This window comes from Acinetobacter sp. YH16052 (genome assembly GCF_013417155.1).
Classification (GTDB): Bacteria; Pseudomonadota; Gammaproteobacteria; order Pseudomonadales; family Moraxellaceae; genus Acinetobacter.
Window position 1 is genome coordinate 47040 of sequence record NZ_VPEO01000011.1, and the last position, 13753, is coordinate 60792.

The window sequence follows — 13753 nt, forward strand, 5'->3', positions numbered from 1 at the left end:
GGCGACAGCTACCTAAAAAATATGGTTCTAATTACGAATGCTGTATTTTAGGCAAAAACAGGAGGAACTAACAATTCCTTTTATTGATATTTGTTATATATAGGGCTGTTAAATTTGAAAAAAAGGAAGAATACCGATGAATTGTGTCTCTCATCGGTATTCTTAGGACATTGACCCCATGCTAGATGAGGTCGAGGACCGAGAATTAACTTGGCTGTTTGATCAGGTCTTTGAGCGCATATAACTGCTGCAAGGCTTCCCGTGGTGTCAAACTGTCTACATCGATATCTTCGAGTAAGTCCAGTGCAGGCGACTCTTTCTCAATTTCAATGATGCGTTCTACAGGCTCCATAACTTTAGGCATTGCAAACAGATCATGCTGCGGGCTCAGTGGCTTGGCCTGATGCTGCTTTTCCAGAATCTTCAAGCGGTTTTGCGCTTCTTTAATCACCGCAGTCGGAATACCTGCCAGTTTGGCGACCTGCAAGCCATGACTCTGACTGGCTGGGCCATGTTGCACCTTATGCAATAAAATCAGATTGCCATTCAGCTCTTTGGCCGTGACATGGTAGTTGTTAATGCCACTTTCCTTATCCAGTTCGGTTAGCTCAAAATAATGCGTTGCAAATAGACATAAACATTGAATGCGTTTTGTCAGATCTAGCACACAGGCCCAAGCCAAAGACAAGCCATCATAGGTACTGGTTCCACGGCCAACTTCATCCATCAGTACCAAAGACTGACTGGTGGCATGATGCAGGATTTGCGAGGTTTCGGTCATTTCCACCATAAAGGTCGATTTGCCAGTCGATAAATCATCGGCAGAACCAATACGGGTGAAAACACGGTCAACCGGACCTAAAGTTGCAGCTTGCGCTGGAACATAGGCACCACAATAAGCCAGCAACACGATCAATGCAGTCTGGCGCATAAATGTGGATTTACCGCCCATGTTGGGGCCGGTAATGATGGCCATCCGATGAGAAAAATCCAGTTGCGTATCGTTCGGAGTAAAGGCCGATTTACTGAGGGCTTCTACCACCGGATGTCGTCCAGCAGTGATACTTACGCCGACCTCAGGGCTGAATTTTGGACGCGACCAGTTGCGTAAACGCGCCTGATGGGCAAAATTCGCAATCAGATCAATCTGGGCTATGGCGCTGCTCATCATCTGTAAATTGCCGATATCCTGACGCAGTTCATCCAGCAGCATTTCAAACAGCATTTTTTCACGGGCCAAGGCACGCGATTCGCTTGATAAGACTTTGTCTTCAAATGCTTTCAGTTCAGGTGTGATGTAGCGTTCGGCATTTTTCAGGGTTTGCCTACGAATATAGTGCTCGGGTGCTTGTTCAGCCTGTGCGCGGGTCAGCTCAATATAATATCCACTGACGCGGTTGTAGCCAATTTTCAGTCCCGGAATGCCGCTTTGTTCACGCTCTTTAATTTCCAGATCAATCAGGAACTGGCTGGCATGATCACGAATCTGACGTAGTTCATCGAGTTCACTGTCAAAACCTTCTGCAATGACATTACCATCACGCAGCAGGACGGGTGGATTTTCCACAATGGCGGACATCAGACGTTGATGTAGATCATGGAAGTCGCCGAGTTCTTCATTGAGTTGTACTAAAAGTTTGGACTGTTGCTGACTGACAATCGGTTGCAGGGCATGGCGTAAAAATGGAATTTGCGCGCAGGCCTGTCGCAATTGCACCAGATCACGTGGACGGGCACTGCCAAGCGCAATACGGCTCAGCACGCGTTCAATATCGCTAATTTCTTTTAGTACCAAACGTACAGGTACTTCGTGGAAACCTTGCAGCAGGGCTTGAATGGCATCCAGGCGCTCATCCAGCAAGGCGGTATCGCGTAAAGGTTGCATCAGGGTGCGACTGAGCAAGCGTCCCCCCATGGCAGTCTGGCAATCATTGATCAGCTGAAATAAGGATGTCCCATGTTCAAATAAAGGCTCAATCAGTTCAAGATTACGGCGTGTCACCGGATCCAAAGCAATAAAATCTGAACTCTGTTCTAGCTGAATCGTGCGGATATGCGGTAACGCAGTTTTCTGGGTTTCTTTGGCGTAGTGAATCAGTGCCGCTGCGGCTGCTTTAGCCAAAGGTAAATGATCAATTCCGAAACCTGAAAGCGTGCTGACGGCAAACTGGTCACATAAGGTTTTTTGTGCATTATTCAGGTTGAAGTCGACATCGGGACGTTTGGTGACCGAGATATCCAGTTGCTGTTTGAGTTGTTCGGTCAATGTTGGATCAGTGATACTTTCATCCAGCAGAATTTCGCTTGGCATCAAACGCGCCAGTTCAATCATGAGCTGGTTAAGATCATAATCCTGCTGCTGGACTTTAAATAGGCCGGCGCTGAGATCGAGAAGTGCAATGCCAATCTGATTCTGTTGAATACACAAAGCCACCAGATTCGAGCTTTGATGTGCACCGAGCATGGCATCATCGGTCAGGGTACCTGGCGTAATAATTCGAACCACACCACGCTCAACCGGTCCTTTCCCAGTAACCTCGCCGATCTGCTCGCAGATCACCACGGTTTCGCCTTTTTTGACCAGACGTGCCAGATAGCCCTCGGCTGCATGATAAGGCACGCCCGCCATAGGAATTGGCTGACCATTGGCTTTACCACGATGGGTCAGGGTAATGCCTAAAATCTTGGCTGCCTTGTGTGCATCTTCAAAGAACAGTTCATAAAAATCACCCATACGATAAAACATCAAAGAATGCGGATGCTGCATTTTCACCGACATGTATTGCTGCATCATGGGCGTTAAGGTAGAAAGATCAGCCATAATTTCTGAACTGGTCATTAAAAATAAATCCTTTCAACAAGAGATAAATGCAAATACTGCTCAATAGGCTATGCAGGAAAATTTAAAGCACATTTTCAATCAGGCCAATCCAACATGGTTGAGCACAGGAGATCGAAAATGTGAAATGAATCTGCTGATTCAATTCAGCTTTAAAGCTGTATTGCAGCAAGTCTATCAAATTTAATTTTTAGAAAGAAATGAAATTCCAGATGAATCTTTAAGTCAGCGCTCAGATCTGTCGCTATGGCTTCTTATTCAGCATTATTTGCAATTTTAAAAAATAAACCACCGGATGCGAACATGCGGTGGCAAGTCTCAATCAAGACGATAGTTTATTCCGGATCATAAAGACCAAGATCGGTCAGATGTAATCTGAGAATCCGGCGTAATTCCAGTACGGCTTCAGGCGTTTCCTGAATCGAGTGGCCACCCTTAATGACTTTGCTAGATACAGCACCATTTAGGTAAGCACTCTCATATGAAACGATATCATCGCTCATGAGCTTGGTGTCTTGCGTATCTACGGTATTGCCGATAATCGAGTGAAATTTGATATCTTTAGAAGGCTGAATATCCTGGGTCAACGCCGTGAATTTTGAATTTTCACTCAGATCGCTTGGGCCATTTTGAATCAGGTCATGCCCCAGTTCTTTGACAAACTCGTTTAACCCGATCTGGCCTTGCAGGGTATCGGCAAAGGCACCCAAAAATGCACCCGGTATACGGATAATTTTACGGGCCAGTTTGGTATGCCAGCGGTCGGCATATTCTGTCCCACGATGTGGTGTCGCTAAGAAAATGGCCCGAGTGAAATTTGGAATAGGCCGCATTTGCAGGCGTGCTTTAAAGAGCGGGTTATCCTTAAATTGTGCAATGCGGGTATTTTGTACCAGCTTGAATGCATCTTGGGTAATATCGGCCTGACTGACCATTAAACGGGCAATCACACCTCCCATGCTATGTCCGACCAGTACCGCATCTTTTTTGGCTGGTGCATTGTTCGCGACCTGGGCAAAGCCTTGCTGAACCAGAGCATTAATTTGAAAACGGCTTTCCAGAATCGGCATATTAGTAGAATAAAATACCTGCCAGACCTGGAAATTTTCCCTTAATACCGGATCACCCATAATGTCGTTGGTCAGACGAATCCAGGCTTCAGGACTGCTGGCCAGGCCATGAATCAATACCAGCACTTTTTTGTTCGGATTATAAGGTTCCAGCATGTACAGGTGCGGCATGCTCAGACTGTCTTCGCGATTAATCAGGGTCAGATAGGCTAAACGCCCCAGATTATTCTCGGCTAGCCATAAGCCGTAAGGTGCAGAAAAGTTGGCGGCCAGCGCATATTCTTTCGAAGCCACCTTAATCTTTTCATGCTTATAAGGATCATACAGTTTCAGGTGAAACTCTGAAGTAGATAAAATCTGTTCCGTCGAATTCGCGGATTTGGGTACAGCGGTAATGGTGGTCGCCAGATAGCGGGCTGAATGAATGTTTGGATTGATACCATTTGGATAGTTGTGCTTGAGCGGATCGACAATATATTTTTTATCCTGCTCGGTTTGCTGTGCTTCAGGTAAGACCACTAAAAATTCTGAACCAAAACCATCACGACGGGTGATAGAACGCAGGCCGGAAAAGTTCATGTTATAGGTGGACATCAGCTGTTCAATGGTCTGGTTTTTCAGCTGCGGAAAATTTTCCAGATCAATGGTATATACACTATCACCGACCTGAATGCGCTGGCCGGACTGTTTGGTTTTATAGCGTTCAGCATAGCGTTGAATCAGATGGGCAATCGCCAGGTTATAAAAGTCACGAATCTGAACCTGGCGGTTATCAAAAATACGCTCTTGCGGCGCACGCTCGGTTTTAAATAGATAGGCATAGCTATAACGAATGCTTTTATCCAGCATAGTGAGCTGCTGATCCAGACATTTTTGGATATTCTGCTTGTGTTGTTGCTGTTTTTCCGGTGATCGGGTTTTGTTTAAAACACCGGTGTTGCATTCGGCAGACTTGGCATTTTGTAAGGAGTTGGCTAGATATAATTCACTTGCTGTAGAAAGCAATTGTTCATCTAAAATCTGGGGAATACTTTTCAGATCTTCCACACATTCTTCGGGCTGATCAATACAGATCTGAGCTTCACGACCTGTCATGGACAACACATTCAGACTGGCTTCGCTAAGCTTGTCGCGGGTCAAGATGCTGTCACGCTCATTGTTCAGCGTGACATTAATGGCCTGTTCCTTAACACTGACCACCTGACAGCCGCTGAGTACGCTGGTGATGAGTAAAGTGCACAGCATTAATCTTTTATTTATTTTTTCGTGCATAAAACTTTTCACTGAATTCAAGTTATAAAGCGGGATAATGTTTTGTATTTTACTAATTTTTTCCCATAAAAATAGACCGCCGTAGCAGTCTATTTGTAATCAAATTGAAGCGAATCTTGATTATGGGGTTACCGGTGCTGTTGCTGGGTCTGTAGCCGGAGCGGGTGTTGATGTTTGCAGAATTTGCCAAACATTCCAGCGGCCATTTTTTTCAATTTCCTGAATCAGACGGTCGGCTACTTCAGCTTCTTGCGGATATTTCACCTTATAGTTCGCCAAGGTTTGAGTGGCATTTTTTTTCTGTTCTAATGCAATATAGTTATTGGCTGCAGAAAGATAAGCCTCCTGAACGCCAGCTTTCATGGCTTTGTCCAGATAAGCGATGGCTTCTCGTTGACCACCGCCTTCAGACAGACCAAAACCAAACCAGAAGTTGACTTCAGGATCATCCGGGTTGATTTTGAGAATACGCTGGGCATAGGTCAGGGAATTGGTAGTATAGACTGAACCCAGATCCAGGTTACGTGCCATCACGCTGGCTTTAAAAGCACGCATCAATACATCAAAAGAGGCATTTGGACGGGCCGCTAAAGTATCCAGTTGTCGGGTGACTTCACGTAGTTTGGCTTCAAAGCCACGGCGTTCCTGACGATCGCTGAAACGTGGTGGATAATGACGTGCCTTACCTTCGACCATTTGCAGGAAATCGTCAATTTCGGTGATATCGATTTCATTTGAATTGGCAAGTGCTGCATAACGCATTGCACGGGTATTGCTATCTACCACTGGAATAATCAGTTTATTCACATCCAGGGTCAATTGCTTGGATGGATCATTAGGATCCGTCACCACCATCTTGGTTACAGGCTGGGCCGCAGCCTTTTTCAAATGCACTTCAAATTCAGGCGGTTCATTATAATTGAATGGATTTAAAGCATAAAATGGTGGGGACAGTTCAGGCTCTACAAAAACCACTTGGTCTACAGGTTTCTCAGCAGATTTCTGAGGAGTGATCGAACACGCAGTAATTGTGAATGCTAAGCAAGCAAGTGCCAAGGGCTTAAAGGTCATAATAGTCATCCATTCTGTTATTTTTAAAACATCTATTCAAAAATTGCATGATCGTCAGTCTATGAAAACTATAACCATCATGCAAGTAAACCCGTGTTACAGAGTGAAGTGTGATATTCAGGCTTTGGATTGGCTGGTTTGCGCTTCACATTCACGGCGCGCTTCTTCCAGAATCTCTAACTCTTTTTTACTCAAAGGCTGGCCATCCTGTTGCTGCTTGTTAAAGGTCGGATCTAACAAAGAAAGACGATTGCACAAGTTGTTCATGCGTTTTTCATTTTGCTGAATGCGATCCAGCAGAATCCGCATACCTTCTAAAATTGGATCAGACTGGTCTTCAGTCGCGGCATAGGGCTGGAAACCGATACTTTCGGCATAGTCACGACGACGGGCTTCAGCATCATCTTTGGGTTTGTCTTTGGTGATAAAACGTGCCGGGTTGCCCACCGCTGTGGCGTTCTCAGGAACTGCTTTGGTGACGACCGCATTAGAACCGACTTTGGCATTTTTACCCACAGTAAATGGTCCAAGAATCTTGGCACCAGCACCGACTACCACGCCATCTTCTAGCGTTGGATGACGTTTACCTTTATTCCAGGTGGTTCCACCCAAAGTCACGCCGTGATAAAGGGTGACATCATCGCCAATTTCAGCAGTTTCGCCAATTACGACACCCATACCGTGATCGATAAAGAAACGGCGGCCAATTTTTGCACCCGGATGGATTTCAATGCCCGTGGCAAACCGGCTAAACGAAGACAACGCACGCGCAGTTCCTTTACAGTCTTTGTTCCATAGCTCATGTGCCATGCGATGCATGATCAGCGCATGAATGCCAGGATAAGTGGTTAAGACTTCTAAGGTATTGCGTGCTGCAGGATCGCGCGCAAAGACAGCTTGTATATCTTCTTTGAGCTGTTTTAGCATTAGATTTGATCCTCGTCCTGTGATGATGTGTGTGAAGATTTTTTCCAGGTACCGTTATTCAATGCCTGAACACGGCTGAAAATACCACGAAGTAAGTGATATTCCATACGATCTAATTGTATACGTCCGAAGAGACGACGCAAGCGTAAAGGCAATAATCTTGGATTTTTTGGATCCATAAATTCAATTTCTGCCAGCATTTTTTCCAAGTGCGGATAGAACTGTTCCATCTGCGCATGATTGACTAAAGGTTCATCCCATTCCATTTCAATGCCATCAATGACTTGCATGGTCGCTTTAGCATCACGTGGCTGTTCAATTTGACTCATCGTTGCCATGCGCATCTCATAGCAGATCACCTGAATCGCCTGAGCTACATTCAGTACGCCATAATCAGTATTCACAGGAATAGTCAGATGATAATTGGCCATCGCCAGTTCTTCATTGGTCAGACCACGGTCTTCACGGCCAAATAGAATCGCGACTTCCTGCTGATTTTGTACCACGGCGGACATGGCTTTTTCAGCGGCAGGGCGCACATCTAACAGCGGCCAGGGAATGGTACGGCTACGTGCGCTGGTACCGAATACAATCTGACAGTCTTTAATGGCATCTTCAAGGGTTTCTACAATCTCGATCTGCTCGATCAGGTCAGTTGCACCCGCGGCCAGCGCGTCAATATCCGGATGCGGATAGGTTTTCGGTGCCACCAGAACCAGCTTGGACAAGCCCATGGTTTTCATGGCACGTAAGGCACTGCCGATATTGGCAGGTAAAGTGGTATTGACCATGACAATACGCACATGGGAGAGATGTGCTGAAACAGCAGCATTGTCAATTTGACTCATGAGGATTCCAATTTTAAGGTGTTTTAAAGATCAGGATTTATGAATATTGCGGCTGGGATTCAGCCTGATACAGCTCCAGTGCATCATCCATGCTCATGCCCGCAGGAGGCGGAGGAATATCCACCGGCTTGGCCTGTTCATAGGACACGGCTTTGGCAGCTTTGGACTTGACCTGATACTCAATATGCAAGGCTTCTTTACCAAAATAGTCACGCAATTTGGCTAAGAGCTCATCCAGTGGGGCGACTTTCCAGTTGAGACCCAGATGCAGTTCAGTCGTGGCATACGGATAGTCCAGATACAGAATCACCGGAATATGTGCGGACATATCAACATTGCAATAAGGAGTCAGAATCTGCTGCAAGTCACGGCTCAAGCTCTTGCTGAAATGCTCGGCTGTGAGGGTAATCTTGATGCTATTGGCACGTTTCTGGCGAATTTCATTCAGGCTAAATGCTTTGGTGAGGCGTCCCATCGGACGGTCAAAGCCTTCACGCTCATAAATTTCACCTTCAATCACCACCACTTTATCGAGCTGGATAATCTCTTTAAAGCGGTTGAAGCGTTCGTGATTGGCTGAAATCTCAATCCGTGCCGTACCATCATCCAGGGTCATCATCATTCGGTTCGGAAAGTTGGCAATATCCACCACCAATCCTGCAAACACGGTGTTCACGCCACGGCGGGTCGGCGTCAGCTCATTGATCTGACTAGGCACAAAGGCTTTCAGTTCATTGCGATACACATCAATCGGGTGGCCGGTTAAATACAGGCCAAGCGTGTCTTTCTCACCTTTCAGGCGAACTTCATCCGCCCAAGGTTTGACTGGCTTAGATGGCTTGCGCTGAACTTCTTCAACTTCGCCAAACAGGTCCATGATGCCGGTTTCACGATTGGAACGTGCCTGTTCCGCAGCTTGAACCGCTTCAGGCAGTTGCGCCATCAGGTCGGCACGGTCAATTCCCAAGCAATCCAGTGCACCTGAACGAATCAGTGCTTCTAGAGTACGCTTATTGATTTTTTTCAGGTCAATACGATGACAGAAATCAAACAAGTCACGGAATGGACCTTCTTGTGCACGCGAGTCAATCACCGACTGCATCGCCGCTTCACCGACGCCTTTGATCGCCCCCAGACCATAGACAATGGTTTGCTCATCGATAGCATGGAATTGATACAGCGACATATTCACTGACGGTGGTAAAACTTCCAGATTATTCTTGCGACAGTCATCAATCAGGAATACCACGTTGTCGGTGTTCTGCATCTCCGAGGTCAATACCGCAGACAGGAATTCCGCCGGATAATGTGCTTTCAGCCATGCGGTCTGGTAGGCAACCAAAGCATAGGCAGCAGCATGCGATTTGTTAAAACCATAGCCGGCGAACTTTTCCATATAGTCGAAGATATGGTTGGCCGTGGCTTCATCAATGTCTTTTTTCGATGCACCTTCAATAAAGATCTGGCGCTGTTTGACCATTTCTTCCGGTTTTTTCTTACCCATGGCACGACGTAACAAGTCCGCGCCACCAAGGGTATAGCCGGCACAGTACTGTGCAGCCTGCATTACCTGTTCCTGATACACCATAATCCCGTAGGTGGGTTCTAGCACGCCTTCAAGCAATGGATGCAGATATTCAAAATCGCCACCATGCATCCGGTGGATAAAGTCAGGAATCAGATCCATCGGGCCTGGACGGTACAGCGATACGAAGGCAATAATTTCTTCAAACTTGCTCGGGCGTGCCTCTTTCAGCATCTTCTTCATGCCCACGGATTCAAACTGGAATACCGCAGTGGTGTTGGCATTGGCAAAGACCAGATATGCGTCTTTATCTTCAAGCGGGATATAAGCAATATCTAAAGGTTTATCCGCTTTGATGCGTTTATTAATATTTTTAACCGCATCTTCAATCACGGTCAGGTTACGCAGACCCAAGAAGTCAAACTTCACCAGACCTGCAGATTCGACATCGTCTTTATCGAACTGTGCCACGCGTCCGGTACCATCGGCATCACACATCACCGCAGAGAAATCGGTAATTTTGGTTGGCGAGATCACCACACCACCGGCGTGTTTACCGGTGTTTCGGGTAATACCTTCCAGTTTCAGTGCCATTTCCCAGATTTCGGCTGCATCGTCATGGTCTGGATTGGATGGATTGGTGACGATATCTTTAAGCTGGGGTTCAGCTTCTAGTGACTCAAGCAGGCTTAGACCTAAAGGCTTGGTCGGAATCATTTTCGAGATACGATCCGCCAAGCCATAAGATTTACCCAAAACGCGCGCAACATCACGAATCGCACCTTTGGCCGCCATAGTGCCGAATGTTGCAATCTGGGAGACCGCATCACGGCCATAGGTACGTGCTACATAGTCAATCACGCGGTCACGGCCTGCGATACAGAAATCGACGTCGAAGTCGGGCATCGAAACACGTTCCGGGTTCAGGAAACGTTCGAACAGCAGTTCATAACGCAGCGGATCAAGATCGGTAATTTTTAAGCTATAGGCCACCAATGAGCCCGCACCTGAACCACGGCCCGGACCGACCGGAACGCCGTTACTTTTCGACCACTGAATGAAGTCCATAACGATCAGGAAGTAGCCCGGGAATCCCATCGAGTTAATGATGTTAATCTCGTATTCGATACGCTCATCATAAGGCTTGCGAATTTCTGGCCAGTCTTCATCACGTTGTTTAGGCGGATAAAGGAAATTCAGGCGTTCTTCCAGACCTTCTTTGGACAAGTGTGCAAAGAAGGTGTCAATGGTATGACCTTCAGGAATCGGATAATCAGGCAGGAAGTATTTGCCCAGTTGCAGCGTCACATTACAGCGTTTGGCAATGTGATAGGTGTTCTCAATCGCAGATGGAATATCCGAGAACAGCGCCGTCATTTCTTCAGCAGATTTGAAATATTGTTCAGGTGAATAGGTTTTAGGGCGGCGGTTGTCACCAAGCACATAACCATCTGCAATACATACCCGTGCTTCATGCGCTTCATAATCTTCACGGGTCATGAAATGCACATCATTATGTGCGACCACACCGATATTGTATTTTTTTGCCAGCTTAACGGCTTCCAGAATAAAGTTATCTTCATCCGGACGATTGGTACGGGTCAGGGCAAGATAAACACGATTACCAAATTTTTCGACCCATTCTTCTAGCAGCGGTTCCGCTTTTTGCGGATTTGAACTCATCAGCATTTTGCCGACATCGGAATGCATGCCGAGCAGGGCAATCATGTCCTCAGGCTGATTTAAAATCCATTGTTTTTGAACGCAGGGAATATCCAGTTGCTGGCCACTGATAAAGCCTTCAGATACTAATTCAGTCAAATTACGCCAGCCGGTATTGGTCATGGCCAATAAGGTCATGCGATGTTCGGCATCATTCAGGCGAATTTCAGAACCCAGAATCGGCTTGATGCCTTTGCTCAGACATTTGCCATAGAACTTGACGGCAGCATGCAGGTTAGAAAGATCCGTGAGCGCAAGGGCAGGCATCTGTTCTTCTTCGGCAGCTTTGACCAAGTCAGGTATCCGTACGATGGATTCAGTAATCGAAAATTCTGTATGAATACCAAGATGAACAAAGTGCATAGATGAGTCCCTGCTAAAACCATTGAATAGTTTAACATGGGATTTATTGTTTCAGTTTGAAATTGAGGGGAAATGGCTAACTTTTAGGTCAAGTTTGAATTTGATTTTTTAAGCTGATTATTTAGTTAGTTGTTAGAAGATATTTTCTTTTACTTTTGACGGGACAAAAGTAACAAAACCCCTTTGTTGATCTGATGGCACTTCCATGTGCCACAAATTAACGGGCGACTTCCTGTCGCCGTGGCACGTATCAAATAGTTGCAGGACTTTACTTTGAAATAATGAGAAAGGGATCGTAAGTATTAAAAACAATAAAACCCTCTTTTTAGAGGGCCTTATTCATACATAAAAACTAGCTTAACGAAGTCGGGATAACCAGTCACCGAGGCTTTGTACAATCTGCACTAGAATCAGTAATACAATCACCGTCATGATGACTACAGAGGTATCAAAACGCTGATAACCATAAGAAATCGCTAAGTCACCAATACCACCCGCACCGACAGCACCGGCCATTGCCGTTGCACCAATCAAACTGATGGTAGCAGTAGTCAAGTTTAGAATCAGTGAGCTACGCGCTTCCGGCAGAATAAACTTAAAGATAATTTGCATTGGCGTCGCGCCCATGGCTTGGGCAGATTCGATAATACCCTCATTCACTTCGAGTAAAGATGTTTCAATCAGGCGACCAATGTATGGACCGACATAAATGGTTAATGGAACAATCGCTGCCCATGTACCAATCGATGTGCCGACAATTAACTTGGTCAGTGGAATGACTGCGATTAGCAGGATAATAAACGGCAGCGAACGTAGCGCATTCACAATCGGATTGAGACCGTGATAAATCACACGATTCGGCAGAATTCCATTCGGACGTGTTACCAACAGGGTAATCGCCTGAATAAAGCCCCAGATACAGCCAAATAGCATCGCGAAGAACACCATATGAAAGGTTTCTTGCAGCGCTGTCACAAACTGATCTATCGACAGGGAGCTTTTCCAGAACGGCGCCGTGATCGTTGTTAGCCACTGTACAATCAAATCTCTCATGCCTGTACTCCCGCCTGATCGACTTGTACGCCGTGTTGTTCAAGGAATTTTATTGCTGCTTGAATTTCTTGTGCATCACCCAGTAGCTGAATAAACATCTGGCCAATCACCGTGCCATTAATTTCGGTCATATTGGCAAATAGAATATTTAAACTGATATTAAATTGTTTAATCACCGCTTGAATCACGGTTTCCTGAGCCGAACTGCCGAGGAATTTCAGGCAATAAATACTGTTGTGATTCTGGTTTTCCAGATTGGTCAGAATATTGACTGGTAAATGCTGCTGTAATACGGTCTGAATGAAATTCTTGGTGGTCGGGTGCTGTGGTTGACTAAATATTTGTAAGGTACTACCGGTCTCAATTACGTCACCTTTTTCCATCACGGCGACATAATCACATACAGTTTCAATCACATCCATTTCATGGGTAACCATAACAATGGTGATGCCTTGTTCTTCGTTAATTTTTTTAAGTAGCTGTAGAACAGATTTGGTGGTTTGTGGGTCCAGTGCAGAAGTCGCTTCATCACAGAGTAAAATTTTTGGATGATTGGCAAGGGCACGAGCGATCCCGACACGCTGCTTTTGACCGCCAGACAATTCATCTGGAAATGCATGACGTTTATGTTTCAGGTCAATAAAGTCTAATAATTCTTCGAGGCGTTTTTCTCGTTCTGCCTTGCTCCAGCCCAGGAGTTTCATTGGCATTTCGATATTGGCTGCCACGGTTTTGGTTTGCATTAAATTGAAATGCTGGAAAATCATGCCGATGCTGGCACGTTCTTGACGCAATGCTTTGGCATCAAGTGCGGTAAAGTCTGTTCCGTTAATGATAATCCGGCCTGAGCTTGGGCGCTCAAGCAGGTTGATCAGACGGATGAGGGTGCTTTTACCGGCACCACTATAACCGATGATGCCAAAAATACTGCCGGTTGGAATCTGAAGATTAATCTGATTCAAGGCATGCAAGGTTTGACCCTTAAGCTCATACTGTTTTGAAATATCTTTAAATTCAATCATAGTGTCAAAAACTGCATCACGGATAAAAAAACAGGCAAGAA

The 13753-nt window shown here is 45.8% G+C and carries 8 protein-coding genes; all 8 read right to left on the minus strand.

Annotated elements, in window-relative coordinates:
- Positions 1-205: 205 nt before the first annotated feature.
- The 8 genes from mutS to FTV42_RS09290 all read right to left on the minus strand — a co-directional run bounded on the left by mutS (position 206) and on the right by FTV42_RS09290 (position 13712).
- On the minus strand, positions 206-2839 hold the full coding sequence (gene mutS, locus FTV42_RS09255; RefSeq protein ID WP_180038572.1) for a DNA mismatch repair protein MutS: 2634 nt from the start codon (positions 2837-2839) through the stop codon (positions 206-208).
- Positions 2840-3174: 335 nt separating this feature from the next.
- Entirely contained in the window at positions 3175-5181 is a 2007-nt protein-coding gene (locus tag FTV42_RS09260; RefSeq protein ID WP_218946972.1) for a triacylglycerol lipase, read from the minus strand.
- 120 nt (positions 5182-5301) lie between these two features.
- On the minus strand, positions 5302-6252 hold the full coding sequence (locus FTV42_RS09265) for an ABUW_2363 family tetratricopeptide repeat lipoprotein (RefSeq protein ID WP_114540776.1): 951 nt from the start codon (positions 6250-6252) through the stop codon (positions 5302-5304).
- A gap of 117 nt (positions 6253-6369) precedes the next feature.
- Positions 6370-7179 carry a serine O-acetyltransferase gene (cysE, locus tag FTV42_RS09270; RefSeq protein ID WP_004279928.1) on the minus strand — a complete coding sequence of 270 codons (810 nt, stop codon included), beginning with the start codon at positions 7177-7179 and terminating at the stop codon, positions 6370-6372.
- The gene (locus FTV42_RS09275) at positions 7179-8027 is read right to left on the minus strand and encodes an RNA methyltransferase (RefSeq protein WP_004646690.1); all 849 of its coding nucleotides are present in this window, start codon (positions 8025-8027) and stop codon (positions 7179-7181) included. The genes cysE and FTV42_RS09275 overlap by 1 nt, the downstream gene beginning before the upstream one ends.
- A 37-nt stretch (positions 8028-8064) precedes the next feature.
- Entirely contained in the window at positions 8065-11637 is a 3573-nt protein-coding gene (gene dnaE / locus FTV42_RS09280; RefSeq protein ID WP_180038573.1) for a DNA polymerase III subunit alpha, read from the minus strand.
- 357 nt (positions 11638-11994) lie between these two features.
- On the minus strand, positions 11995-12690 hold the full coding sequence (locus FTV42_RS09285) for a methionine ABC transporter permease (RefSeq protein WP_004279923.1): 696 nt from the start codon (positions 12688-12690) through the stop codon (positions 11995-11997).
- On the minus strand, positions 12687-13712 hold the full coding sequence (locus FTV42_RS09290; protein WP_044110226.1) for a methionine ABC transporter ATP-binding protein: 1026 nt from the start codon (positions 13710-13712) through the stop codon (positions 12687-12689). The genes FTV42_RS09285 and FTV42_RS09290 overlap by 4 nt, the downstream gene beginning before the upstream one ends.
- Between the last annotated feature and the right edge of the window lie 41 nt (positions 13713-13753).

Coding starts and splice junctions, on each gene's coding strand:
- FTV42_RS09260 (WP_218946972.1), bottom strand. CDS start 5,181: ATGCACGAAAAAATAAATAAAAGATTAATGCTGTGCACTTTACTCATC.
- FTV42_RS09285 (WP_004279923.1), bottom strand. CDS start 12,690: ATGAGAGATTTGATTGTACAGTGGCTAACAACGATCACGGCGCCGTTC.
- cysE (WP_004279928.1), bottom strand. CDS start 7,179: ATGCTAAAACAGCTCAAAGAAGATATACAAGCTGTCTTTGCGCGCGAT.
- FTV42_RS09265 (WP_114540776.1), bottom strand. CDS start 6,252: ATGACCTTTAAGCCCTTGGCACTTGCTTGCTTAGCATTCACAATTACT.
- mutS (WP_180038572.1), bottom strand. CDS start 2,839: ATGACCAGTTCAGAAATTATGGCTGATCTTTCTACCTTAACGCCCATG.
- FTV42_RS09275 (WP_004646690.1), bottom strand. CDS start 8,027: ATGAGTCAAATTGACAATGCTGCTGTTTCAGCACATCTCTCCCATGTG.
- FTV42_RS09290 (WP_044110226.1), bottom strand. CDS start 13,712: ATGATTGAATTTAAAGATATTTCAAAACAGTATGAGCTTAAGGGTCAA.
- dnaE (WP_180038573.1), bottom strand. CDS start 11,637: ATGCACTTTGTTCATCTTGGTATTCATACAGAATTTTCGATTACTGAA.